This window comes from Acinetobacter towneri DSM 14962 = CIP 107472 (assembly GCF_000368785.1).
In the GTDB taxonomy this organism is placed as follows: domain Bacteria; phylum Pseudomonadota; class Gammaproteobacteria; order Pseudomonadales; family Moraxellaceae; genus Acinetobacter; species Acinetobacter towneri.
The window spans coordinates 21,748-45,446 of the sequence record NZ_KB849690.1; the positions used below are offsets into that span (position 1 = coordinate 21,748).

The 23,699-nt window shown below is 43.5% G+C and carries 25 protein-coding genes; 9 read left to right on the forward strand and 16 right to left on the reverse strand.

Going from position 1 to position 23,699, the window contains the following annotated elements; all coding sequences use genetic code 11:
- Positions 1 to 205: 205 nt before the first annotated feature.
- Entirely contained in the window at positions 206 to 1,051 is an 846-nt protein-coding gene (nadC, locus tag F947_RS07355; RefSeq protein WP_004974082.1) for a carboxylating nicotinate-nucleotide diphosphorylase, read from the reverse strand.
- 177 nt (positions 1,052 to 1,228) lie between these two features.
- Here nadC and ampD point away from each other — a divergent pair, with 177 nt between their 5' ends.
- A complete protein-coding gene (gene ampD / locus F947_RS07360; protein ID WP_004974083.1) occupies positions 1,229 to 1,828 on the forward strand; it encodes a 1,6-anhydro-N-acetylmuramyl-L-alanine amidase AmpD in 600 nt (199 codons plus the stop codon).
- 50 nt (positions 1,829 to 1,878) lie between these two features.
- Positions 1,879 to 3,429, forward strand: a complete 1,551-nt coding sequence (gene murJ, locus F947_RS07365) for a murein biosynthesis integral membrane protein MurJ (protein ID WP_171062582.1) — start codon at positions 1,879 to 1,881, stop codon at positions 3,427 to 3,429.
- 77 nt (positions 3,430 to 3,506) lie between these two features.
- Here the strand turns inward: murJ and F947_RS07370 are convergent, their stop codons facing one another.
- The 10 genes from F947_RS07370 to F947_RS14320 all read right to left on the reverse strand — a co-directional run bounded on the left by F947_RS07370 (position 3,507) and on the right by F947_RS14320 (position 10,497).
- Positions 3,507 to 4,196, reverse strand: a complete 690-nt coding sequence (locus tag F947_RS07370; RefSeq protein WP_004974089.1) for a BamJ family beta-barrel-assembly machinery protein — start codon at positions 4,194 to 4,196, stop codon at positions 3,507 to 3,509.
- 56 nt (positions 4,197 to 4,252) lie between these two features.
- Positions 4,253 to 4,957: a BamJ family beta-barrel-assembly machinery protein gene (locus tag F947_RS07375; RefSeq protein WP_004974091.1), complete on the reverse strand. Its 705-nt coding sequence runs from the start codon at positions 4,955 to 4,957 to the stop codon at positions 4,253 to 4,255.
- A 238-nt stretch (positions 4,958 to 5,195) separates the two neighbouring features.
- Positions 5,196 to 6,218, reverse strand: a complete 1,023-nt coding sequence (gene ahr / locus F947_RS07380; protein WP_004974093.1) for an NADPH-dependent aldehyde reductase Ahr — start codon at positions 6,216 to 6,218, stop codon at positions 5,196 to 5,198.
- 94 nt (positions 6,219 to 6,312) lie between these two features.
- A complete protein-coding gene (locus F947_RS07385; protein ID WP_004974094.1) occupies positions 6,313 to 6,876 on the reverse strand; it encodes a DNA-3-methyladenine glycosylase I in 564 nt (187 codons plus the stop codon).
- Positions 6,877 to 6,928: 52 nt separating this feature from the next.
- Positions 6,929 to 7,174: a hypothetical protein gene (locus F947_RS07390; protein WP_004974096.1), complete on the reverse strand. Its 246-nt coding sequence runs from the start codon at positions 7,172 to 7,174 to the stop codon at positions 6,929 to 6,931.
- Positions 7,175 to 7,192: 18 nt separating this feature from the next.
- Positions 7,193 to 7,732: a M23 family metallopeptidase gene (locus F947_RS07395; RefSeq protein ID WP_004974099.1), complete on the reverse strand. Its 540-nt coding sequence runs from the start codon at positions 7,730 to 7,732 to the stop codon at positions 7,193 to 7,195.
- A 60-nt stretch (positions 7,733 to 7,792) separates the two neighbouring features.
- Complete coding sequence (gene mutY / locus F947_RS07400; RefSeq protein WP_004974101.1) at positions 7,793 to 8,827, reverse strand: A/G-specific adenine glycosylase; 1,035 nt, start codon at positions 8,825 to 8,827, stop codon at positions 7,793 to 7,795.
- 130 nt (positions 8,828 to 8,957) lie between these two features.
- Positions 8,958 to 9,320, reverse strand: coding sequence for an HIT family protein (locus F947_RS07405; protein ID WP_004974104.1), 363 nt, complete (start codon positions 9,318 to 9,320; stop codon positions 8,958 to 8,960).
- Positions 9,321 to 9,390: 70 nt separating this feature from the next.
- Complete coding sequence (locus F947_RS07410; RefSeq protein ID WP_004974106.1) at positions 9,391 to 10,131, reverse strand: dienelactone hydrolase family protein; 741 nt, start codon at positions 10,129 to 10,131, stop codon at positions 9,391 to 9,393.
- A 207-nt stretch (positions 10,132 to 10,338) separates the two neighbouring features.
- Positions 10,339 to 10,497 (reverse strand): DUF1328 domain-containing protein, encoded by a 159-nt coding sequence (locus F947_RS14320; RefSeq protein WP_004974108.1) that lies wholly within the window; start codon positions 10,495 to 10,497, stop codon positions 10,339 to 10,341.
- Between the two features lie 191 nt (positions 10,498 to 10,688).
- On the opposite strand from F947_RS14320, the gene F947_RS07420 reads away from it, so the two are divergent.
- Together F947_RS07420 and F947_RS07425 are read left to right on the forward strand one after the other, a co-directional pair.
- The gene (locus F947_RS07420; RefSeq protein ID WP_026438343.1) at positions 10,689 to 11,141 is read left to right on the forward strand and encodes a YcgN family cysteine cluster protein; all 453 of its coding nucleotides are present in this window, start codon (positions 10,689 to 10,691) and stop codon (positions 11,139 to 11,141) included.
- Positions 11,142 to 11,258: 117 nt separating this feature from the next.
- Positions 11,259 to 12,527 (forward strand): replication-associated recombination protein A, encoded by a 1,269-nt coding sequence (locus tag F947_RS07425; protein ID WP_004974112.1) that lies wholly within the window; start codon positions 11,259 to 11,261, stop codon positions 12,525 to 12,527.
- A 114-nt stretch (positions 12,528 to 12,641) separates the two neighbouring features.
- Here F947_RS07425 and F947_RS07430 read toward each other — a convergent pair whose 3' ends face one another.
- The 4 genes from F947_RS07430 to dapA all read right to left on the reverse strand — a co-directional run bounded on the left by F947_RS07430 (position 12,642) and on the right by dapA (position 15,483).
- Positions 12,642 to 12,854 carry a cold-shock protein gene (locus F947_RS07430; RefSeq protein ID WP_004974113.1) on the reverse strand — a complete coding sequence of 71 codons (213 nt, stop codon included), beginning with the start codon at positions 12,852 to 12,854 and terminating at the stop codon, positions 12,642 to 12,644.
- 359 nt (positions 12,855 to 13,213) lie between these two features.
- Positions 13,214 to 13,933, reverse strand: a complete 720-nt coding sequence (gene purC, locus F947_RS07435) for a phosphoribosylaminoimidazolesuccinocarboxamide synthase (RefSeq protein WP_004974116.1) — start codon at positions 13,931 to 13,933, stop codon at positions 13,214 to 13,216.
- 36 nt (positions 13,934 to 13,969) lie between these two features.
- Positions 13,970 to 14,569 carry a hypothetical protein gene (locus F947_RS07440; RefSeq protein WP_026438344.1) on the reverse strand — a complete coding sequence of 200 codons (600 nt, stop codon included), beginning with the start codon at positions 14,567 to 14,569 and terminating at the stop codon, positions 13,970 to 13,972.
- Between the two features lie 14 nt (positions 14,570 to 14,583).
- Positions 14,584 to 15,483: a 4-hydroxy-tetrahydrodipicolinate synthase gene (dapA, locus tag F947_RS07445; protein ID WP_004974123.1), complete on the reverse strand. Its 900-nt coding sequence runs from the start codon at positions 15,481 to 15,483 to the stop codon at positions 14,584 to 14,586.
- 700 nt (positions 15,484 to 16,183) lie between these two features.
- Here dapA and mhpT point away from each other — a divergent pair.
- The 4 genes from mhpT to ppk1 all read left to right on the forward strand — a co-directional run bounded on the left by mhpT (position 16,184) and on the right by ppk1 (position 20,977).
- A complete protein-coding gene (gene mhpT, locus F947_RS07450) occupies positions 16,184 to 17,410 on the forward strand; it encodes a 3-(3-hydroxy-phenyl)propionate transporter MhpT (RefSeq protein ID WP_004974130.1) in 1,227 nt (408 codons plus the stop codon).
- A gap of 199 nt (positions 17,411 to 17,609) precedes the next feature.
- Complete coding sequence (locus F947_RS07455; RefSeq protein ID WP_004974132.1) at positions 17,610 to 18,011, forward strand: hypothetical protein; 402 nt, start codon at positions 17,610 to 17,612, stop codon at positions 18,009 to 18,011.
- A 47-nt stretch (positions 18,012 to 18,058) separates the two neighbouring features.
- Positions 18,059 to 18,685: a bifunctional nicotinamidase/pyrazinamidase gene (gene pncA / locus F947_RS07460; RefSeq protein WP_004974133.1), complete on the forward strand. Its 627-nt coding sequence runs from the start codon at positions 18,059 to 18,061 to the stop codon at positions 18,683 to 18,685.
- A 228-nt stretch (positions 18,686 to 18,913) separates the two neighbouring features.
- Entirely contained in the window at positions 18,914 to 20,977 is a 2,064-nt protein-coding gene (gene ppk1, locus F947_RS07465) for a polyphosphate kinase 1 (RefSeq protein WP_004974134.1), read from the forward strand.
- Positions 20,978 to 21,083: 106 nt separating this feature from the next.
- Here ppk1 and F947_RS07470 read toward each other — a convergent pair whose 3' ends face one another.
- Entirely contained in the window at positions 21,084 to 22,343 is a 1,260-nt protein-coding gene (locus tag F947_RS07470) for a hypothetical protein (RefSeq protein ID WP_004974135.1), read from the reverse strand.
- 78 nt (positions 22,344 to 22,421) lie between these two features.
- Between F947_RS07470 and serB the strand changes: the two genes are divergently transcribed.
- Entirely contained in the window at positions 22,422 to 23,642 is a 1,221-nt protein-coding gene (gene serB / locus F947_RS07475; protein ID WP_004974136.1) for a phosphoserine phosphatase SerB, read from the forward strand.
- Positions 23,643 to 23,699: the final 57 nt, after the last annotated feature.

Here is a 23,699-nt window from a genome sequence, read left to right on the forward strand (position 1 = left end):
GACAACGACAACGACAACGACAACGACAACGACAACGACAACGACAACGACAACGACAACGACAACGACAACGACAACGACAACAAGGACGATGATTAAATTCAAAATTGAGGCATAAAAAAAGGAGGCTCATTTGCCTCCTTAAAATCAATTTTTGGAAAAAATTAAGGGTGCAGATTGCACCCTTAATTTTAAAAGTAATCGTTTACGCATTAAAACGCATTGATAAATCCACAGCTTTGACATCTTTGGTTAAAACACCCATCGAAATATAATCTACGCCTGTACTAGCCACTTCACGTAAATTTTCAATGGTGATGTTGCCCGACGCTTCAAGTTTACAACGACCTGCCACATGCTTGACCGCATCAATCATTTGTTGCTGGCTAAAGTTATCCAACATCACAATATCAGCTTTGGCTTCAAGGGCTTGATTTAGTTCATCCCAAGTTTCCACTTCAACTTCTACAGGTTTGCCCGGAGCAATGGCATGTGCTTTGGCAATTGCCTGAGTAATGCCGCCTGCTGCCATAATGTGATTTTCTTTAATCAAAAAGGCATCAAATAAGCCTAAACGATGGTTTTGTCCACCACCGACCGTGACAGCATATTTTTGTGCAATGCGTAAACCCGGTAAGGTTTTACGGGTATCTAGCAGTTTGGTATTTAAGCCTTCAAGTTGTTGCACATAGGCTGCGGTTTTAGTCGCAACAGCAGACAGGGTTTGCACAAAATTCAGCGCAGGGCGTTCTACCGTTAACAGGCTGCGTGCAGAACCTGCCAATTTCAAAAAGGCTTCATTGGCAGCAACGTGGTCGCCATCATTTTTTAACCACGTGACTTGCACATTGGCATCGTATGCTTGAATCAGGGCATTTACCCACGGTTGACCTGCCAAAATCATGTCTTCACGGCTAATAATGGTGGCAGTGGCCTGCTCATCTTCAGGGGTCAATAATGCGGTAATATCACCATCGCCAATATCTTCTTGCAAGGCTTGCTGAATATTGATTTGGATGGATTGTTCAAGCAAAGCTGGAGAGATGCTCATAAGATTTTCCGTGTCGATCTTGCCCATGAAAATTGCGCGTTATATTAACACTGTTCTGCGTCAGGATGTGTTTTTTAGCCACGTTCGGGTGTAATTTAAGATGTTCATTGTCACGCGTTGGCATTAAACTGAAATTTCTGTTCTATTTTTCTATTCTAATGGTTTGGGGATTGCCTTATGCAGCATGTGCCGTCGTTTCAGGTGGTTGAGGGTCAATTACAAGGGGCAAGACAAGTCCCATCTCCGAATTTCAACGCCCGTCCGACAGACCAAGAGATTCAATTGCTGGTCATTCACAATATTAGTTTGCCGCCGTCACAATTTGGTGGTGGTTATATTGAGCAATTTTTTCAGAACCAAATGGATTGGTCGCAGCATCCTTACTTTCAGACCATTCAGGGCCTGCAGGTTTCGGCACATTTGTTGATTTTAAGAACAGGCGAGGTGCTGCAATTTGTTAATTTTGCAGATCGGGCGTGGCATGCGGGGCGTTCTAGTTATTTGGCACAGCCTGAATGTAATGACTATTCAATTGGGATTGAATTAGAGGGCAGTGATGACTTGCCTTTTGAAACAGCGCAATATCAGAGTTTGGTGCAGGTGGTACACAGTTTGCAGCAGGCCTATCCGAGTATTCAACAGCATATTGCAGGACATTCCGATATTGCACCAGGACGTAAAACTGATCCAGGGCCGTATTTTGACTGGCAGTATTTTCGTGAACAGTTATCTCAACTTAAAGCTTCGACATCACAGGAAAAATTGATCAATCAATAACAAAACTTTGTTGATGCTTTGATTACAATAGCGACTAAATTTTTAATTGGGTGGTAACGATGGCGCTTTGGCGATCGACCTTTATTGTCAGTGCAATGACCATGCTGTCACGGGTGCTAGGATTAGTCCGTGATGTGGTATTGCTGAATGTGTTTGGTGCAGGTAAAGATTTCGATACCTTTGTGGTGGCGTTTCGTATCCCCAACTTTTTCAGGCGACTGTTTGCCGAAGGGGCGTTTTCGCAGGCATTTATTCCTGTATTGACCGAATATAAAACCAGCCGCACTCATGCCGAAGTACAAATTTTAATTAGTCGGGTTTTTGGCTGTTTAATGACGGTAATGACAGGGCTAACCTTTACCGCCATGGTGGCTGCGCCTGCGGTGATGTATATCTACGCACCGGGTTTCCATAGCGACCCTGAAAAGTTTGCGCTAGCCACCGATATGTTCCGCCTGACCATTCCTTATTTGTTGTTTATGTCGCTGACGGCATTTGCCAGCAGTATTTTGAACAGCTATGGCTCATTTACCACGCCTGCCTTTGCGCCTGTATTGCTGAATGTGGCGATGATTGCAGGTGCATTATGGCTCACACCGTACATGGCAGAGCCGATTATGGCACTGGGTTGGGCGGTGATTATCGCGGGTGCTTTACAACTTGCGATTCAAATTCCAGAACTATGGCGTAAAAAGCTGCTGATTCCCCCTAAAGTTGATTTCAAGCATGAAGGGGTGGATCGGATTATGAAGCTGATGCTGCCTGCTTTATTTGGGGTATCGGTCACGCAAATTAACCTGCTACTCAACACCATTTGGGCATCTTTTATGCAGGATGGTTCGGTGTCGTGGTTGTATAGTGCGGAACGTATGACAGAGCTACCTTTGGGCTTAATTGGTGTAGCGATTGGGACGGTCATTTTACCGTCACTGTCTGCGCGTCATGCAGAACAAAATATGGATAAATTCCGCGGCATGATGGACTGGGCTGCACGGGTGATTATTTTGGTAGGTGTCCCTGCCAGTATTGCACTGTTTATGTTATCAACGCCTATTATCCAAGCCTTGTTTGAGCGTGGTCAGTTTAGTTTTAAAGATACGCAAATGACCGCTTTGGCCTTGCAATGTATGAGTGCAGGGGTAATTTCATTCATGCTGATTAAAGTCTTTGCACCGGGTTTTTATGCACAGCAAGACACCAAAACACCAGTACGTGTGGGTTTAATGGCTGTGGCTGCCAATGCGATTTTAAACGTGTTGTTTATTGGCTTCTTTAAACTGATTGACTGGCAAGCTGAACACATGGCATTGGCACTGGCATCATCAGGTTCGGCTTTGGTGAATGCAGGCATGTTGTATTTCTATTTGCATCAACGCAAGATTTTCCGTTTTGGTGCGCACTGGAAAAAACTCATGGTGCAGTTTGCAGTGGCAAATGCCGTGATGATTGCTGCGTTGTGGTATGCCTTAACTTGGTATAACGGTGATGTATCACAATGGATGCGTGTGGCAGAAGTCACTGCGCTGTGTGTGGTGGGCGTAGTGGCCTATGGGGTTGGATTGTTGGCAACGGGTTTTAGACCACGTCATTTAAAACCTTAATGAAGCGAAGTTGATCTGAAAAAATACCGCAATTTAAATTGCGGTATTTTTTTGTTTAAAGATGATGCGGCTTTGGATTATTTTACAATTTCTAAAAGTTCCACATCAAAAATAAGCGTGCTGTTTGGCTCAATTGCATCGCCTGAGCCAATTTGACCGTAGGCTAGAGCAGCAGGAATAAAGAAGCGATATTTGGCACCGACTTTCATTAGCTGTAAGCCTTCAGTCCAGCCTTGAATGACCTGACTCACCTGAAATTCAGCAGCCTGATCACGAGCAATGGAGCTGTCAAATACCGTACCATCAATCAGGCGACCTTCATAATGGACTTTAACGGTAGAGGTGGCTTTGGGTGATTTGCCCGTACCTGCCTGTAAGACTTGATATTGCAAGCCAGACTTGGTGACTTTGACCCCTGCCTTTTTGGCATTATTGTTTAAAAAGGCTTGCCCAATTTTAGCATTGCTATCGGCTACTTTTTTAAGCTCAATCAGTTGTTTGGCTTCGGCTTGCTTTTTGAATTGAGTCAGCACTCGTGCCATTTCTTCATCGCTTAAACTGGCGGCTTGGTCTTGTGTTGCCATTTTTAAGCCAGCAATGAAGGCTTCGAGATCAATATCTTTTAAGGTTTCCGCATTGCTGCGCCCCATTAAATAACCAAAGCTATAACCGACCTGATCTGCAACAGGACTTTTATTGGTCACGGTTTTGGCAAAACTGCCACTGCTGAGCAGTGCGATACACACAAGGGCAAGGTGTTTTTTCATTCTTTTCGTCCTAAGACCATACAGGAGAGCCAAGCTCTCCTGAAAGGGTGATGTTGTTATTTCACTTCAATCAGTTCAACATCAAAAATTAAGGTGCTGTTGGCAGGAATCATGCCTGGTACACCTTGTTCGCCGTAGCCCAGTTTCGATGGAATATACAGCGTAGCTTTACCGCCTTCCTTCATGAGCTGTAAACCTTCAGTCCAGCCCGGAATGACTTGATTCAGTGGGAATTCAATTGGCTCACCACGTTGTACCGAGCTGTCAAATACTTTGCCATCGACCAGTTTACCCGTGTAGTGCACTTTGACCACAGAGCTTGCCGTTGGCTGTTTGCCTGTGCCTTCTTTAATCACTTGATATTGCAAGCCAGAAGCTGTGGTTTGTACGCCTGCTTTTTTGCCATTTTCAGTTAAGAATGAATCACTGGCTGTTTGCGCAGCTTGCGCTTGAGTGGCTTGTTTTTGTTGCAACTCTTGCTGGAATTGCTCATAGGCTTTTTGTAATTCTTCTTCGGTGTAGGCAGGTTGTTTACGCGCATGACCTTCACGCACACCTGTTACAAAGCTGTTGATGTCTAGCTCTGGTGGGGTTTGATGTGCCACTTCATAACCCAAAGCGTAGCTGATTTTTTCAACCGCAGAAGCATTTGCCGACGCTTTAGAGGTCGCCACTGCTGGGTTTTGAGAGGCATAATAAACAGGAACAAGTGCAGCACCGCCTAAAATTACAGCAACAGCGATGGGTAAGGCTTTACTCATAGGTTTTCTCAAATTCATTTTATAGTTAAAAAAGCAGCATTCATCTTAGCAGACTTTTTCACAGACTTTTCTAGTTTGGCACGTGGCTTTGCAGCCTGTGTCGATTCAACTTTTTAATATATGCTGCTTACGCAGTTTATTCTATAACAGACTGAATATCTAAAACATTTTTTATACATAAATCTTGCCCATCTGAGATGAGCAAGACCGTTAAATTGGGCAAGATTTAACTTAAAAATCAGTCAAAGTCGGCCTTTAACACCACCCGATAGCGTGCCTTGCCCTGATGCAAATGTTCAATTGCCTGATTGATTTGTGACATCGGAAAAACTTCCACCTGTGGGGCAATCTGTTTGCGTGCGGCAAATTGTAGTAATTGACGCAGCGCTGCAGGCGAACCTGTCGATGAACCAGTAACCGATTTTGCACCGCCAATTAAGCTGCCCGCCTTAATTTGCATGGGTTCTAGCGCTACACCTAGCATGTGAATAGTGCCATGTGGTGCAAGCGTACTTAAATAAGCATTCCAGTCCAAGCTTACGTTTACCGTACTTAAAATCAGGTCAAACTTGCCACGCTGGGTTTTAAGGGCAGCAGCATCACGGCTGTTCACTACATGGTCTGCACCCATAGCCAGTAATTCTGCGGTTTTGTCTGGATTGGAACTGAACGCCGTAATTTCACAGCCCCATGCTTTTAATAATTTGATGGCGATATGCCCCAAGCCACCAATACCAATCACCGCAACATGATGTACTGCCTGAATTTGATGTTTCAAGATCGGATCAAATACGGTAATTCCACCACAGAGCAAAGGCCCTGCACTGACAGGATCGACCTCATCGGGTAATGGAATGACCCACTGCCAACCTGCACGGACTTTATCAGCAAAACCACCTGCATGTCCCACAATGGTTGCGGTGGTGCCATTGCTGCACAGCACTTGTTCGCCTGCAATACAGGCATCGCAGTGTTGGCAACTGTCTGCAGTCCAGCCAATGCCTACACGTTGCCCCACGGTTAAACCTTTGGCTTCACTGCCCAATTGAGTAATCGTGCCAATAATTTCATGTCCTGCCACCACAGGATATACCGAGGAATGCCAGTCATTTTGAATGACTGAAAGATCGGAATGGCATAAGCCACAATATTCGACTTTGACTTCTACCTGATGCGCCTGCAGTTCACCCGCATCAAATTGATAGGCTTGCAGGGCTTCACCTGCCTGCATTGCGGCATAGGCTCGAATGGTATTACTCATATTGCACCGTCCTTGTCATAAGGCTGACTGTATTGATTGGTGATCTTGCTATTATGGGTTGAGCAGTTTTGAATACTAAAGCTTGGATGTTGCTTTAAGATGTTGTTTTAAAGTGACAGTGATTTTCATGATCATCGACCATGCCTACAGCTTGCATAAAAGCATAGCAGGTGGTCGGGCCTACAAATTTAAAACCATTTTTCTTTAGGGCTTTCGACATGGCAACACTAGCGTCGGTTTGTGCAGGCGCAAGACGATAGTCAGGTACATCATTCCTAATAGGTTGCTGTGCAACAAAACCCCAAAGCCATGTCACGACGTTTATATCGGCGTCTTTTAGTTTTTGCCATGCACGTGCGTTGTCACGAATTGCTTGTAATTTACCTCGATGTCGAATCAATCCAGCATCTTGTAATTTGAGCGTAAGATCATCATCACTAAATGCGGCAATTTCAGCAATGCTGTATTGGAAAAAATGTTGACGATACGCCTCACGTTTTTTTAATACAGTAATCCAAGACAAGCCTGCTTGCTGTCCTTCCAAACACAGCATTTCAAATAAATGTGCTTCGGCAAATACAGCTTGTCCCCACTCTAAATCATGATAGGCAATATAGAGCGGATCATCGGAACACCAACCACAGCGTTGTATCGTCATGGGTCATGCTCCTTGTTGAATAGATAGCTGAATAGATGTGAATGGGACAGGCTTAAAGCTGAAATGCTGCCCATTGGTCATGTTGGTTATCCCAATAATATAGTTCTGCCTGTTGCAGATCGTGAAAGGAAATCCAGTTGTCTTTACCGATTTTATCTGAATAGCCTGTGCTGATGAGCAGGGCATCTTCAGTAATTTCCATGACCCAGCCTTGATGGACTTGTCCTGCCAATACAATTTTTTGTTGATTGCCAGATTCTGCAAATTCCACCAATCGATTTATCAAGGCTTCAGACATGAAATGTTCCTAACAAAATTAACGTAAATAAGGATAAGGATTGACCGCACCGCGTCCTTTACCATTTAAATAAAGTCCGTAATGCAAATGTGCGGCAGTGTGTCGGGCGTTGCCTGTATTGCCGACATAGCCAATATGCGCTCCAGCCTTGACATAATCGCCCACGTTTAAACCGCGTTTGTGCCCATCTAAGTGTGCATAATAATGCCAAGTGCCTGCAGGCCCTAATATCCAAATTACTTTACCACCTAAGCGATTATCGCGTAAGTCTGCAATTAAACCTTCTGTAGCGCTATACACTTTGCTGCCTTTGGCTGCAAGAATATCAATGCCTTCATGCAAACGTCCGCTACTACGAGATGCACCCCAAGTGTCATTCAACTGATGCGCTTTAATGCCCTGCACAGGAATGGGCAGGCGAGTTTTTAAACTCATTTGATTGAGTTTTTGCACCAAGGCAGGCGGGAGTGGGGTACTGGGACGTTTCGGTGCAGAACTACAGGCCGCAATCAATAAGGTAAAGAGTGACAGGCTTAAAACAGCAATCCATCGAAACATAAGACATCCTTGTAATGGCAGTGAAAGCAAAGATTTCATTCATCACGATGCCTGACTATGTCACAGATTGATTGCCGAGATCAATTTTTTCATGGCCGTCGGAATGCCCAAATCGCTAGCTTGTTGCGGACTATACCAATTTGCATTCAGTTCAATTGCCAAGTGTTCTTGTAGATCAGCATCGACCTGAAAACACAGTGCTTCAAGCTGCCAAGTGAAATGGGTAAAGCTATGCGAAATTTGTGCGCGTTGCTGTACCTGTTTAAGGCCCAAGCTTTGACACAGTTGCTCAAAAGCCTGTGCATCTTCAATAACAGGCAAACACCATAGCCCGCCCCAAAGTCCTGTATTGGGACGTTGTTGCCATAACCATTGATCTGCGCATTGCAGCACCAAGACTTGTGCAGATTTAACAGGCACGGCTTTTTTCGGTTTTTTAAAGGGCAATTCCTGCTCTAAACCTTGTTGATGTGCTTTGCAGTGTTGTTGCATCGGGCAATATAAGCACAGTGGTTTTTTGGGGATACAAATGGTTGCGCCCAAATCCATAATGGCCTGCGTATAGTCATGATTACGTACTTCGGGGCAGAGTTGTTCTGCCAGTTGCCACATGGCACGTTCATGTACAGGTTTGGATAAATCATCTTCAATAGCAAAAAAACGTGCTAAAACCCGTTTGACGTTGCCATCCATAATGACGCCGTATTGGCGTAAACCCAGCGACATCATGGCACCACCCGTAGAGCGACCAATGCCCGGCAAAGCCATCCACTGTTCGAGCGTACTTGGAAAATGTCCTTGCTGTGCCACAATGGCTGCGGCTTTATGCAAGTTGCGGGCGCGGGCGTAATAGCCTAAACCTGCCCAATACGGTGCAACTTCATCCCAAGTTGCACGTCCTAAATCTTGCACTGTCGGAAAGCGCTGCAAAAAACGCTCAAAATATTGCAATACGGTTTTGACCTGAGTTTGTTGCAGCATGATTTCAGACACCCACACCGCATAGGGATCATCGGCGACTTGCCACGGCAGGTCATGGCGTCCGTGTTGATCGAACCACGTGAGGAGAGCATCAGAAAATGAAAAAGCAGTCATGCGAACCCAGTTTGTAAAGTAGCGGCCTAGTATAGCCAAACTGGCGCAGGAATGAGGTGCATAAAAAAGAAGATGACGCAGCATCTTCTTTTATTTGGGCTTGACCCTGTTGAGAGAAAAAAGCAGTCGCTTAGATTTGACCGCTCATGCCCCAACGGTTATCCAGTTTTAAGGTCTGACCTTCATAACGCGGAATAATGTGGATGTGTAAATGCTCAGATTTGGCATCGAATACATCGCCATCATTAAAGCCAATGTGAAAACCCGCAGGCTGATGACGTAATTGCAACTCATTGCGCGCCAGTTCCAATAAAGACAACAGGCTTTTACGCTCTTTGTCGGTGACTTCAAAAAAAGAACCCACATGACGTATTGGAATAATTACGCAATGTCCTTTAGACAGGGCATTCGGTTCAGGCAAAATCACCCCAAATTCATTTTTTGCCAAAACATCGTAATCATCATAATTGCAATAAGGGCATTGCTCAGTCATTGTTATATCCTCTTCTTTAAAATTTTCTTTGGCTTGCGTTGAGTATATGCTGCGTTATATGTACAGCAGATTAATTGGCCAAACGTCGATCTAGCACTTCATACATTGCCGCTAAACCTTGCTGCTCTGCAGAAGCGTTGTAGCCTAAATCTACACCGTTGGCTTTAGCACGCTCATCGGCTTGAGGGTTACTGAAGCCGTGTTTGGCATCTTCAAAAATAATCACTTCATGGTCAACTTGTGCCGCATGCATTTCTTCACGGAAACTTGCTACATCTTCTAAAGTCACCATGCTGTCCAGTTCACCATGCAACACCAAAATCTCGGCTTGTACCTGACCTTGTTGTGCAGGGGCTTTCGGGCTGAGGTTGGCGTGGAAGGTCACCACTGCTTTTAATGCTGCACCAGAACGAGCCAAATCCAGAACGACTTTGCCGCCATAACAGAAACCAATTGCAGCGAGTTTATCGCGATTTACTTCAGGTTGGGCAGCTAAAGTGTCCAAAGCTGCAGACGCACGAGTCACAATTGTGTCAGCATCTGCAAAAGTTTGCATCATCCATTCATTGGCTTGGGCTGCGGTGGTGGTGACTTTTTTATCGCCATACATATCAATCGCTAAGGCTGCAAAACCATGTTCAGCCAATTCACGCGCGCGTTGTTCGGTGTATTCGTTACGTCCCCACCATTCAGGTGCGACAATCACCCCCGCGACAGCTTGTGCTGTTTCTGGTGCAGCAAAATAACCGATCAGTTTGCTGCCATCTGCAGCCGTATATTCAATTTCGCGAGTTTTGATTGCTAAAGCCATGCCTTATTCCTTATCGTTTTCAATGCCATGATTAAAGCATAATAATATGGCACGCATTTTTAAAAACAGGGTAAATACTGCCTATAAATGTGAGAAAATATTTTTAAAATAGCCAAATTGGCATTTGTTGCGTAAAAAGCGGACATAAAAAAAGAAGGAAAAATCCTTCTTTTTTATCTGATTTTTAGGAATTTATAGACGAGGTCACTAGATTTTTCCGCGAGAGAGGAAACCAACAATTGCCAAAATCACAGCAATCACCAATAAAATAATGGCAAAGTCTTTGGATAAACCTGCGACACCACCAAAACCAAGTAAACTCGCGATTAACGCAATCACTGCGAAGATTATAGCCCAACGAAACATAATTGTTCTCCATGTGTTTTTATAGCTTCTGAATTTAGTATAGGGAGCTGAACGCAGCACACTGTTTTGTTTTTGTGTATTAAATGTTCAGTTGTTTGAGTTAAGTGTTTGATTCATTTAAAGACTAAACAAAAGCAACAAGTTGAAACAAGGCTGTTATAATGACGCAGTTTTGTTATTTTCTGTGCGCTATGTCTGATCAATTACGACCTGAATTTTGGAAAAACTATCCGCTGAATGCCTTAAATACTGCGGAATGGGAAGCCTTGTGCGATGGTTGCGGTTTATGCTGTTTGGTCAAACTAGAAGATGAAGACACGCAAGAAGTGGCCTATACCAAAGTGGCGTGCAAGTTACTGGACTGTAACACAGCACGTTGTTCAGATTATGCCAATCGCTTTGACTTTGTGCCCGATTGCATTCAACTTTCCCCCGAAAAACTAGAAAAAATTCACTGGTTGCCGCCAAGTTGTGCCTATCGTCGTTTAAAACAGGGCAAAAATTTGCCATCTTGGCATTACTTAAATACGGGCTCACGCCAAAGTGTGATTAAAGCCAAAAAATCTGCGGCAGGGCGTTGTATTTCAGAACTGGATGTTGCAGAAGAAGATATAGAAGATTATGTGGTGCGTTGGGTGCGTTAATTCATACTGCAGAATAAACTTTGAATCGTGTTTTAGCGATAAATCGGTACGATTAGAAATACTCCAAAGCTTGAGATCATAGTAGACTAGGTTGAAGTCAAGTATAGAAATAACAAGATGTCAGAGAGTCATATTCCACTGCCTGAGCGTTTGCGTCCACGCGATTTATCGCAAATTATTGGTCAAGATCATCTTTTAGGTGAGCAAGCGCCGTTACGCCAAATGATTGATCAGGGGCATTTGCCTTCAATTATTTTCTGGGGGCCACCAGGGGTGGGGAAAACCACCATCGCTTTGCTGTTGGCGCAGGCGGTAGATCGTCCTTTTATCAGCCTTTCTGCCTTGAATACTGGGGTCAAAGAGCTGCGTGAAATTATTGCCGAAGGCGGCGATTTGCTCACACCAGTGGTGTTTATTGATGAAATTCATCGCTTTAATAAGTCGCAGCAAGATGCCTTATTAAATGCGGTGGAAAAGGGCAAAATCACCTTAATTGGTGCGACCACTGAAAATCCATCTTTTGAAGTCAATAGTGCGCTGCTTTCACGTTGTCAGGTCTATACCTTAAAGGCTTTAGATGCCGATTCGATTCAGACTTTGCTTACTCAAGCCATTCAGCAAGATCAATTCTTAAAAGACCGTTATATTCAGATTGAAGAATTTGATGCTCTGATTCAGTTTGCTGCAGGTGATGCACGCAAGGCTTTAAACCTACTGGACTTGGTGGCAAGCACCTTTGAACCCGAGGTGGAAAATATCATCACCAACGCGATTGTGGTCAAGGTTGCGCAACAAAACATTGCCCGTTATGACAAGTCAGGCGAGCAACATTATGATTTGGTATCGGCTTTTATTAAGTCAATTCGTGGCAGTGACCCCGATGCTGCATTGTATTGGATGGCGCGCATGCTCAAAGGCGGTGAAGACCCGAGCTTTATTGCGCGTCGCATGTTGATTGCTGCTTCGGAAGATATTGGCAATTCAAATCCGAATGCCTTGTTATTGGCAGGCGAGTGTTTCCGCTCGGTACAAGTGCTGGGTATGCCCGAAGCGCGGATTATTTTAGGACAATGTGCAGTATATTTGGCAACCAGTGCCAAAAGTAACAGTACTTATTTGGCAATTAATAAAGCCATGGATTTGGCTGAAAAAACCGCCAACTTACCTGTGCCACTGCATTTGCGTAATGCACCGACCAAACTGATGAAAGAACAAGGCTATGGCGTAGATTATTTGTATCCGCACAATTACCCAGAGCATTTTGTGCTACAGGACTATTTGCCGCCTGAACTGAAAGGCACAAAGTTGTATGAGTCGGCACGTAATAAACGTGAAGTGGAAGGTGAGCGTTTACAACAACGTCGTTGGCAGCAGACTCAATCCTAAGCGATTTGGTATAGCTGAAAAGATATTTGTAAAAGTATTGGCATAAAAAAAGCTCAAGAATCAACTTGAGCTTTTTTAGATTTGTTTGCAGCCTTGAGTGCTGCATTCAAAGGTTTAAAGCGGTTTGATGTTTACAGCATTCGGGCCTTTTTGACCTTGCGCAATGCTGAATTCAACTTGCTGACCTTCGTGTAAAGTCTTGAAGCCTGAGTGTGCGATTTCGCTGAAATGCGCAAACACATCTGGACCAGATTCTGGTTGAATAAAACCAAAACCTTTAGTTTCGTTAAACCACTTTACCGTGCCTTTCATTGTCGGATTTGACATAGGGAAATATCCTGCTGAATTTTAATATGTTGCAATCTAAAAAAGATTTGGAATAACTGGGAAAAAGATGCGACTTAAAATCTGAACAAACGAAGGATTACAAAATAAAACTACGGACTTAGACGATTAAAACGAACTTCATATTTTTCTAGTATGACAACAAGCATACACGGAATTGCAGAATACACAATTTAAATTCAGATAAATTTAAAAATAGGCAGACAGACTGGGCATTGTGGATGGGGCGATTTTTTCAAAGATTTGGTTTGTAAACCCTGTTTGGTCTACAGCAAAATACAAAAAACCGAGCAATGTTGCTCGGTTTTGGGAATTCAGCTTTTAAAATTGAAAAGCTTGAATTAGATATTGTCTAAGTCGATGCCTAAACGTGCAGCAACTTCTTCATAAGCTTCAACCACACCGCCTAAACCTTGACGGAAACGGTCTTTGTCGAGTTTCTTCTTGGTGTCTTTGTCCCATAAACGGCAACCGTCTGGAGAGAACTCATCACCCAACACAATACGGTCGTGGAATACACCAAACTCAAGTTTGAAGTCGACCAAAATCATGTTACCTGCATCAAACAATGCTTTTAATACATCGTTGACTTGGTAAGTTAATTCTTTCATTTTTGCCAATTGTTCAGCATTGGCCCAACCTAAAGCAATCGCTTGAGATTCGTTTACCATTGGGTCGCCAAGAGCGTCATCTTTAAAGAACAATTCAAATGTAGGTGGGGTCAGTTCTTTACCTTCTTCTACACCTAAACGACGGCAGAGTGAACCTGCAGCGTAGTTACGAATAACGCACTCTACAGGAATCATGTCTAACTTTTTCACCAATACTTCGTTTGGTGTAAGTAGTTTTTCAAAGTGAGTTTCGATACCCGCTTCAGCCAATTTTTCCATGATAAAGGCGTTAAAACGGTTGTTCACCTTACCTTTACGATCTAGTTGTTCGATTTTTTCGCCATTGAACGCAGAGGCATCATCACGAAAGACTAAAATCAGGTGGTCTGCACTGTCTGTGGTATAAACAGATTTTGCTTTACCAGTATAGAGCAAGGTTTGTTTTAACATGAGGGAACCTTTTTCAAAAAAAAATGCCTAGTACGGCTAGGCTGGCCAATTTTGGTAAATCTGGGCCAACAGATCTGCAGCTTTTTCTTGATCTGCAAAGCTGTTATCGGCATTGAATACAGCTAGGTTGTTGCTCGAACCGACAGAGGTCAATCTTAAGACATAAATCTGTTGATCGACCTTAATGGTTGCCTCGTAACGGTTCTTACTTTGACCAACAATGCTGTAATTCAGACTGCTGAGGGTGGCAAGTGTGTATTGCCAAATTGTAGCAGAATTTCCATCAATTTTGAGCAACGGATTTTGGTTTCCGTCAACTACGGGTTGAGGACGTCCAATTTGCGTACTGTCTTGAACTGTGTTGCTGCTGGCTTGCATGGCTTCAGGACGTGGCATCGCAAAACGGTTGCCACGTGCATTTTCAAGCTTAGGTGCATTTGCCGTTGCTAAAGGGTCAACGCTTGGTGCAGGATACAACGGTGTTGCAGGTCGAACCACAGAACCTTCTGGATATTGAAGTGGTGCTAAAGTAGCGGCGTCTTTATAGTCCAATGAACCATTATTGATGGCAAGAGAACTACAACCAGCCAAACTCAATACTGAAAGTGCGGCGATAAAACCAAAACGTAATTGCATCATACTAAGCTCTTTTATTGAATGACACCCGCAGCCTGAAGGGCTTCGCGTAACGGTGCACGATATTGTTCTGCAAGCGGAGTTAATGGCAGGCGAATTCCTGTACCAATTAATCCCATTTCATGAAGTGCCCATTTCACAGGAATTGGGTTCGATTCACAAAATAGAATATTGTGTAAATTTGCAATCGCACTGTTTTGTTGCTCTGCACCTACAGCATCACCTGCGATTGCAGCCGCGCAAACTTGGCTCATGGCTTTGGGTGCAACATTGGCAGTTACAGAAATATTGCCTTTTGCACCGTGCAGCATCAATTGATATGCCGTAGCGTCATCGCCTGAGTACACCACCATGTTTTTGCCTGTTAAGCCAGCCAATAATTGCTGACCGCGTGGCACATCGCCTGTTGCATCTTTTACGCCCACAATATTTGGGATGTCAGCAAGACGGATGACCGTTTCATTTGACATATCTACACCAGTACGACCCGGTACATTATATAAAATGATAGGTAAATCAACTGCTTCTGCAATTGCTTTATAGTGCTGGTATAAACCTTCCTGAGTTGGCTTATTATAATAAGGCGTTACCAATAAGGCCGCATCTGCGCCCAATTGTTGTGCTTCTTTGGTCAGTTCGATGGCTTCATGCGTTGAGTTTGCACCAGTACCAGCAATGACAGGAATACGCTTATTTGCGACGCGAATAATTTCTGCGATCACTTTGGTGTGCTCTTCCATACTTAAGGTCGATGCTTCACCAGTTGTACCTACAGCAACAATACTGTTGGTACCTTGTTCTATGTGCCACTCAACGAGCTTCTCGAGACCTTTCCAATCTACGCTGCCATCTTCTAACATTGGGGTGACAATTGCGACAATTGAGCCTTGAATGGTCTGTGCTTGCTGAGTCATTTTTTAAAAAGATCCTATTTTTCCATCCACAGAGGTGTAGAAAAGGTAGATGTGGATGGTTGCAGTATTTTGATTTGGGTCAAAATTCAATCAAATTGATTAAATAATGCTTAGCCAAATTATGACTGATTCAGTGTGTCAGAACAATATGCTTTCGTCAAAGCAAACAGAAACTTTGTGAAGTTCAGTAAAAAAATGAATTGAACAGGTATTTGTTTTCACGATAAAAAGCAAAAACGATCGCAGCAAAGCTGAAATGATTTTCTGCAGGTATTTAGATCATGCTACGTGAGCCATTTTTAATGCTGCAGGCTGAAATTTGTCGCTGAAACCATGATTATTATAGAAAAAAACACTCAATTCAGAGTTTATAGCTCTTATATCTGAGTGTTTTAATCGGAATATATGGGGTTTTTGCCTTTCAGATTAATAGCTTTTAAGTCTACTCTGCTTCATGCAGGCTTCTTAAATAGTGAGAATTTTCTAGCGAAATAGTGGTATTTATTCAAAAAAATGATGGGAACGCAGCTGAATTATTGTTTTTTTCGCTATGTTTTTTTGCCGCACAATTTATTTGTACTGTCTTCTGATCTTCAAAAAATCACTTTGGTCTAACACTTATTGATAGCTATTGCTGCTGTTTAAAACTGCGCAAGATGCAGGCTTTCACATGGCTATCTAATTCTAGTAGAGGGACCCAATGGATAGATCAACACAACATACAGATCAACGGCATGCGGTGATTACCGTTGCGATCTGTTTTTTAATTGCAGTCATTGAAGGCCTAGATATTCAGGCAGCGGGTATTGCGGCTGCGGGTATTCGTGAACATTTTGGACTAGACAGCTCACAACTTGGGGTGTTTTTTAGTGCGGGTATTTTAGGTTTATTGCCTGGGGCATTGGTTGGTGGACGATTTGCAGACCGTATTGGTCGTAAAAAAGTACTGATTTGGTCGACTGCGGTATTTGCCTTATTTACTTTGTGTACCGTTTGGGTCAATAGCTTTGAAAGTTTATTGGCGGTACGTTTCTTGGCGGGTGCGGGCTTAGGTGCTGCTATGCCAATTTTGATTACCTTGGCTTCTGAAGCAGTTTCACCACAAAACCGTGGTCGTGCTGTGGGCTTAATGTATTGTGGTATGCCTGTGGGTGCAGCCATTTTATCTTTAGTGGCCAGTACAGATTTTGGTTCAAACTGGAAAAACATTTTCTATTTGGGCGGTTTGCTTCCGTTTATTGTGATTCCGTTGATGATGTGGTTATTGCCAGAATCACGTGAGTTTTTAAAAGCACAAGCAGCAGGCAATCATTTGGCCGCACAAAATGCTGCGCCTAAAGCATCTTTTAAAGATTTATTTAACTCACAAAACTTAATGCGTACCTTATTTATTTGGGTGAGCTACTTCTTTACCTTAATGGTGGTTTACATCATGTTGAGCTGGTTGCCATCTTTATTTATGGAATTGGGTTTCTCACGTAAAGAAGGCAGTACAGCACAGTTCTACTTTATGGTGAGTGCAACTGTAGGTACCGTAATTTTAGGTATGCTGACCGACCGCTGGAAAAAAGCCTACGTTATTTTGTTGATGTACGGTGGCATTTTGGCAGGCTTATTTGCACTGAATGCAGCAGGTTCACTGACCCAAATGTATATGGCATCGGCCTTGGTGGGTGCATTCGTGATTGGCTGTCAGGGCGTGTTGTATGCTTTTGGTAGTATTGTTTACCCAACAGAAGTGCGTGGTACAGGGGTAGGTGTGGCTTCTGCCGTTGGCCGTGTAGGGGCAATGCTTGGTCCTGCAATTGCGGGTCAGTTATTGGCAGCAGGCTTTGGTGCGGCAGGGGTCGTATCAGCAGCCATTCCTTGTATCATTATTTCAGCAGTTTTCATGTTGTTATTGGTACGCCGTATTCAAACTGTTTAAATGGATGAGAACAGTTTGAAGTCAAAATAGCCCGCAATGCGGGCTATTTTTTGTTTTGATTGAAAATTTTGAGTGAGCAAACCGCTTTGTTTAGTGTGACAAGTACTGTCGTACAGCTGCCTATTTGATCGGGGTACATCCACCACACAGCGTATAATAAAACGTAAAAAACAGTTAAAAAAATAAGAGTGTGATGGACATGAAACAGAAAAAATTGATTGCTGAGTTTCAGGTCAGCCAACAGCAGTTTTCACTGTATTTGGTTGAATACGAATTTATTTTAGAACTTAAACGCAAGTTTCAGGCAACACGGACATCCCCAAAACAAAACGCATGGCTGGCGTTTGCAGATCAAGTCACTTATGAAGATGTCAATGCTGGGATTGATGCCTTTCAGGTTATGTCTTTGGCTAGACAACATTTGGTGAATTATTTGACTCGGCATCCACTGCCTTATTTTTATTTCCATGCGGCCACAGCACGTAAAGCCAAAGTCTATCCGCGCTTTGTGCGGCAGTTATTGTCACAACTACCTGCCTATCAATATTGTGTGGAACAGGGTTCTTTTTATTTTTATCAAAGTGATACAACTCAGGTTTAAATTTCAGCTATGCTGATGGCAGTGTTTAGCTTTGAAAAGGAAACAGCATGCAGCAGGTCAATAGCGCCCTGATTGTGGTGGATGTGCAAAACGGATTTTGTCCGGGTGGAAATTTGGCCGTTGCCGACGCCGATCAAATCATTCCCTGCATTAATGCGCTTGGGCGCGTGTTTCATAATATTGTGATTACGCAAGACTGGCATCCTGCAACGCATGTATCCTTTGCGGCAAACCATGCGGGCAAGCAAGCTTATGAACAGATTCAGCTCAGCTATGGTGAGCAGGTACTTTGGCCTGTGCATTGTGTGCAAGGTACGTCCGATGCTGAACTACACCCAGACCTAGATTTACCAACAGCACAACTGATTATTCGCAAAGGTTTCCACCCTGAAATAGACAGTTATTCTGCCTTTATGGAAGCCGACCGCAAAACCACAACAGGATTAGCCGCGTATTTAAAGGCGCGTGAGATTGATACGGTTTATATTGTGGGCATTGCCACCGATTTTTGTGTGGCATGGACGGCAATGGATGCTTGCCAGTTAGACTTTCAGACTTATGTGATTGAAGATGCCACCAAAGCCATTGATCTAAATGGTTCTTTGCAGCAGGCATGGCAAAAAATGCTGGCACATGGTGTGCAGCGGATTCAAAGTGCAGATATTTTAAATTAATGTCAGATACATGGTCTAAGATAAAAGAAGTCACTAAAAGTGCTGTTTTGCTATAAAAATGTATTGAATGTAAGATAAAACAAACAAAATCAATTTTTTAGATTGACCTTGTACTGACGAAATGTTCTGCAATTGGTTGTGAGTGTAACATGATTGTCATAATCTCTACCTACCATGCCTGCACTGAGGCGAAATAAGCAGACTGTCCCAAAACAGCATAGAGAAGATATGGAACACTTTCAGCATTCATCTGATACTTATTTTAATCGTGAACTTTCCTTAATTGAGTTTAACCGTCGGGTCTTGGCGCAAGCATTAGACCCTGATTTACCTATTTTAGAACGGTTGAACTTTTTAATTATTTTTTCACGTAATTTAGATGAGTTTTTTGAAATTCGAGTTGCTGGGCTAATGAAGCAGCTCGATTTGAATGCGATTACCCGTACCCCAGATGCAATTCCAACTGAACACGTGTTGGCAGAGCTGTCAGATAAAGTCCATCAGGCGGTCAAACAGCAATATGACACCTTGAACTTTGCAATTTTGCCGCAGTTACAAAGTCTGGGGATTCATTTTATTCAGTTTCAAGACATTCTAGATAAACATAAGGCTTGGATTGCCGACTATTTTGCGCGTCAGGTACAACCAGTTTTAACGCCAATCAGCCTTGACCCTTCGCATCCATTTCCACGTTTGGTCAATAAAAGCCTGAACTTTATTGTTAGTTTGCAGGGCAAAGATGCCTTTGGGCGTGAAATTGAAATGGCGATTGTGCCTGCGCCACGTTCATTACCACGTTTAATCAACTTACCTAAAGAAGTTGCAGGCAGTGCGACAGAACACATTTTCTTGACGGCTATTATTCAACAGCATATCAATGATTTATTTCCAGGCATGAAAGCTACAGGCTGCTATGCATTTCGGGTGACGCGTAATGCCGACCTGATTTTGGCAGAAGATGTTGATGATTTGGCGGTAGCCCTTAAAGATGAACTTTCATCGCGCCGTTTTGGTCGCGCAGTGCGTTTGGAAATTGAAGATGACTGCCCGCAAGACATTATTGACTACCTGCTGACAGAATTTGATTTAGATGAACAGCAACTGTATCGGATTAGTGGCCCGATTAACCTGTCGCGTCTGACCAGTAGTTTTGACCGACCTGAATTGAAATATCCACCTTTTGCACCTGTGATTCCAAAAATATTTCGGAAGCAAAAACCGATGTTTGAGATTCTGAAAAAGCAGGATGTGTTGCTACATCACCCATTTGACTCTTTTCAGCCGGTGATTAATTTACTCAAAGAAGCGGCGAAAGACCCAAATGTGTTGGCGATTAAGCAAACGCTGTATCGTAGTGGCCCAGATTCTGAAATTGTGCAGGTACTTGCAGAAGCCGCACGTAATGGCAAAGAAGTCACTGCCGTGATCGAGCTACGCGCACGTTTTGATGAAGAATCCAACATTATGGTCGCCAACGTCTTGCAAGAGGCAGGCGCAGTGGTGGTGTATGGCATTGTCGGCTATAAAACCCATGCCAAAATGATTTTGATTGTGCGTCGTGAGCAAGATCAGTTGGTGCGCTATGTGCATTTGGGTACAGGCAACTATCATGCGGGCAATGCACGTATGTACACCGACTATGGTTTGATGACCACACATCCTGATATTTGTGAAGATGTGCATCGGGTGTTTCAGGAACTCACAGGCATGGGCAGATCGGCAAAATTAAAAAACTTGCTGCATGCACCATTTACCTTGCACAGTGAATTGCTCAAACTGATTGAACAAGAAATCGGGTTTGCACAAGCAGGCAAAGCTGCCCGAATTATCATTAAAGTCAATGCATTGACTGAGCCTGAGTTAATTACGGCTTTGTACCGTGCTTCGCAGGCAGGGGTACAGGTCGATTTAATTATCCGCTCGATTTGTTGTTTGATTCCAAAAGTGAAAGGTATGTCTGAGCGTATTCATGTCCGTTCGATTGTGGGACGCTTTTTGGAACATACCCGCGTGTATTATTTTGAGCATGGTGGTGCAAAAAAATTGTACTGCGCCAGCGCAGACTGGATGGGGCGCAACTTATTTTCACGGGTGGAAACTTGCTTCCCTATTTTGGATGAGAAAATTAAACAGCGTATTGTAGAAGATGGCTTGCTGAGTTATTTGCATGACAATCAAAATGCGTGGGAGCTACAAGCCAATGGCGAATGGCAGAAAGCTGCTGTGGTGGGGCAGGCTGCTGTACACAATGCGCAAATGTATTTGGTCGAGCAGAAGCAGTTGAATGTGTAAATTGGGCTGCAGTAAATGGATGTGATCTAGCATCTGTGAGTATAAAAAACCTGAGTATGTGTGCATACTCAGGTTTTTATGCTTTTAAGGCATCTCATGGATTATTTTAAGAAGCTCTTGAATGTTTGCCTTTTAGAATTTCAGTTCGCAGGCTTTGCGCCAACTCAGCCGATTGGCTGTCCATGCCATTAACCATAAAGGCATGGCGCATCAGCACATTGGTCGGATTTGGCATACTCACCAATTCATAATGCGTAGACAGTTCATCTAGTAATTCATTCGGTAAATGCACTGCATTTTCACGAGCAGATAATTGATGCACCAAACGCTCTGCTGCCTGCACTGCAGATAACTGCATGGCTTCGACTGCGGTTGATAAACCACTGCGAGTTTGCAACACAAAACGCTTTTCTTCACGATAACGCTTATACAGCACTTCAGACAATAACTGGAACACCGTGCCAATCATGGCCATACAGGCTGCTGCATTTGGTGTATTGGCTGCAATACTGAGTGTTGCGCCATCTTCATGGAATGGTTGTACTGTTTGAATGTCGGAACGGTTTAACTTGTAGTGTTGTACGCACAGTTCAATGCTTTTGTTCAGGAAAATCTGACATAAGCTAAAATAAGGCACAGACACACTTTGCGTGACCGTGTCTAATAATTGTTTCGGGTCATAAAACTGAATATTCAGCGCAATGTTGTTTTGCTCTTGGCTTTGCTCAATGGCTTTGTTTGCTTTAGGCGACATCACAGGTTTAGGCTGTTGCTGTGCCTGCGCAAGTGCCAAAGCCGTTTGATGTTTTTCTTGTTCAAGGGCTTGCGTCAATAATTGTAATTCGTGTTTAAGGCGAGATTCATTATTAATGCGTGCTAAATATTCACTACGACTTGGACGGGCAATCGCGCGATAAGCCAACCATAACAAGCCATGAACCAATAATGATAAAAGTGTCGCTAACCATTGGGTACGCAGAATTTCACCAATACTTGGCTGAATTAAGGTAATTTCAATGCTGCCGACTTTCTTTTCATTGATGATTGCATCGCGGACAAAGACTTCACCTTCACGGGTACGTGACTGTCCACCTGTCGCCAAGACCTGATTTTGCGCATCTAAAATACGAATAGAAGCAATGCTTGGATTGGTGGCATAACGATTCACCAATAATGCCAGTGATACTGTATTGGCAGGTTCCAGCTCAGAAAGGCTGTCTGTGACCAGTTGGCTGGTCATTAACTGCCCCTGATTGGCGCGGTTTTCATTTAATTGGTGTGTTGTTGCAAGCACCAATAAAAAGGTGTGAAAAGCAAAACTTACAATCAATAGGCTAGCAAATAGCCCTTGTCTAGGCGCATTCAAGGTAAAACTTCCAAGGCATTTATATTCAATTTAGATTATGATTCTCACAATAGTTGTAGCTCAGACCCGAGTCAATTCATGCGAGAAATCATTCTTATATCATTTTTAGGACCTGACCAACCTAATCAGTTTACTCGATTAATGCAGGTATTGTCCGCTCATTCCTTACAAATTTTAGATGTTGGCCAAGCTGTTATTCATAATCAACTGACTTTAGGTATTGTTGTTGCATCAGAAGACCAGACTGCAACTGCTTTAGCCATGAAGGAGATTCTGATTTTAGCACATGATATTGGCTTAACTGTGCGTTTTAAACCAATCTCTGCAACTGAATATGAGCAATGGGTCAAAGAAGGCGGTCGTACCCGTTATATCGTGACTGCACTGGCACCAGAGCTGAATGCCTCACATTTACAGGCGGTCACGCATATTGTATCTAGCCAAGGTTTTAACATTGAAACTGTAACCCGTTTGTCGGGTCGCCCACAGCTTAATGTAGCCGAAGATGAACCTAAACGTGCTTGCATTCAGTTTGGATTAAGTGGACAAATGCTAGATGCAGTTGCCATGCGTGCTGCGTGTTTAAGCCTGTCGAATGAACTGAGTGTGGATGTCGCGGTACAAGAAGACAATGCCTACCGTCGTAACCGCCGTTTGGTGTGTTTTGACATGGACTCAACGCTCATTGAACAAGAAGTGATTGATGAGTTGGCGATTGAGGCAGGTGTGGGCGATCAGGTGGCGGACATTACCGAACGTGCCATGCAGGGTGAACTGGATTTTCAGCAAAGTTTCCGCGCGCGCGTAGCATTGCTCAAAGGTTTAGATGCTGCTGTGTTGCCTAAAATTGCCGAACGTCTGACCGTGACCGAAGGTGCTGAACGCCTGATTTCAACCCTGAAATCTTTGGGTTATCGCACCGCTATTTTGTCGGGCGGTTTCCAATATTTCGCAGAATATCTGCAGGAAAAATTGGGGATTGATGAAGTGCATGCCAACATTCTAGATGTGGAAAATGGCATGGTTACAGGCGAAGTAAAAGGTCACATTGTGGATGGTGCGCGTAAGGCATTATTGCTACGTGAACTGGCAGACAAAATGGGGATTTCTTTGGAACAAGCCATTGCGGTGGGTGATGGTGCGAACGACTTACCAATGCTTTCTATTGCAGGTTTAGGTGTGGCGTTCCGTGCTAAACCGTTGGTACGTCAAAACGCCAATCAAGCCATTTCAAGCGTGGGCTTAGATGGTGTGCTGTACTTATTGGGCGTGCATGACAAAGACTTGAACCGTGCCTAATATGACAATTCAATGAAAAAAACGCAGCAGTCATGCTGCGTTTTTTGTTTGTATAAT

Excerpts from the sequence above, each read along its gene's own strand:
- nadC (WP_004974082.1), bottom strand. The coding sequence starts at position 1,051 with ATGAGCATCTCTCCAGCTTTGCTTGAACAATCCATCCAAATCAATATT.
- ampD (WP_004974083.1), top strand. The coding sequence starts at position 1,229 with ATGCAGCATGTGCCGTCGTTTCAGGTGGTTGAGGGTCAATTACAAGGG.
- F947_RS07370 (WP_004974089.1), bottom strand. The coding sequence starts at position 4,196 with ATGAAAAAACACCTTGCCCTTGTGTGTATCGCACTGCTCAGCAGTGGC.
- F947_RS07375 (WP_004974091.1), bottom strand. The coding sequence starts at position 4,957 with ATGAGTAAAGCCTTACCCATCGCTGTTGCTGTAATTTTAGGCGGTGCT.
- ahr (WP_004974093.1), bottom strand. The coding sequence starts at position 6,218 with ATGAGTAATACCATTCGAGCCTATGCCGCAATGCAGGCAGGTGAAGCC.
- F947_RS07385 (WP_004974094.1), bottom strand. The coding sequence starts at position 6,876 with ATGACGATACAACGCTGTGGTTGGTGTTCCGATGATCCGCTCTATATT.
- F947_RS07390 (WP_004974096.1), bottom strand. The coding sequence starts at position 7,174 with ATGTCTGAAGCCTTGATAAATCGATTGGTGGAATTTGCAGAATCTGGC.
- F947_RS07395 (WP_004974099.1), bottom strand. The coding sequence starts at position 7,732 with ATGTTTCGATGGATTGCTGTTTTAAGCCTGTCACTCTTTACCTTATTG.
- mutY (WP_004974101.1), bottom strand. The coding sequence starts at position 8,827 with ATGACTGCTTTTTCATTTTCTGATGCTCTCCTCACGTGGTTCGATCAA.
- F947_RS07405 (WP_004974104.1), bottom strand. The coding sequence starts at position 9,320 with ATGACTGAGCAATGCCCTTATTGCAATTATGATGATTACGATGTTTTG.
- F947_RS07410 (WP_004974106.1), bottom strand. The coding sequence starts at position 10,131 with ATGGCTTTAGCAATCAAAACTCGCGAAATTGAATATACGGCTGCAGAT.
- F947_RS14320 (WP_004974108.1), bottom strand. The coding sequence starts at position 10,497 with ATGTTTCGTTGGGCTATAATCTTCGCAGTGATTGCGTTAATCGCGAGT.
- F947_RS07420 (WP_026438343.1), top strand. The coding sequence starts at position 10,689 with ATGTCTGATCAATTACGACCTGAATTTTGGAAAAACTATCCGCTGAAT.
- F947_RS07425 (WP_004974112.1), top strand. The coding sequence starts at position 11,259 with ATGTCAGAGAGTCATATTCCACTGCCTGAGCGTTTGCGTCCACGCGAT.
- F947_RS07430 (WP_004974113.1), bottom strand. The coding sequence starts at position 12,854 with ATGTCAAATCCGACAATGAAAGGCACGGTAAAGTGGTTTAACGAAACT.
- purC (WP_004974116.1), bottom strand. The coding sequence starts at position 13,933 with ATGTTAAAACAAACCTTGCTCTATACTGGTAAAGCAAAATCTGTTTAT.
- F947_RS07440 (WP_026438344.1), bottom strand. The coding sequence starts at position 14,569 with ATGCAATTACGTTTTGGTTTTATCGCCGCACTTTCAGTATTGAGTTTG.
- dapA (WP_004974123.1), bottom strand. The coding sequence starts at position 15,483 with ATGACTCAGCAAGCACAGACCATTCAAGGCTCAATTGTCGCAATTGTC.
- mhpT (WP_004974130.1), top strand. The coding sequence starts at position 16,184 with ATGGATAGATCAACACAACATACAGATCAACGGCATGCGGTGATTACC.
- F947_RS07455 (WP_004974132.1), top strand. The coding sequence starts at position 17,610 with ATGAAACAGAAAAAATTGATTGCTGAGTTTCAGGTCAGCCAACAGCAG.
- pncA (WP_004974133.1), top strand. The coding sequence starts at position 18,059 with ATGCAGCAGGTCAATAGCGCCCTGATTGTGGTGGATGTGCAAAACGGA.
- ppk1 (WP_004974134.1), top strand. The coding sequence starts at position 18,914 with ATGGAACACTTTCAGCATTCATCTGATACTTATTTTAATCGTGAACTT.
- serB (WP_004974136.1), top strand. The coding sequence starts at position 22,422 with ATGCGAGAAATCATTCTTATATCATTTTTAGGACCTGACCAACCTAAT.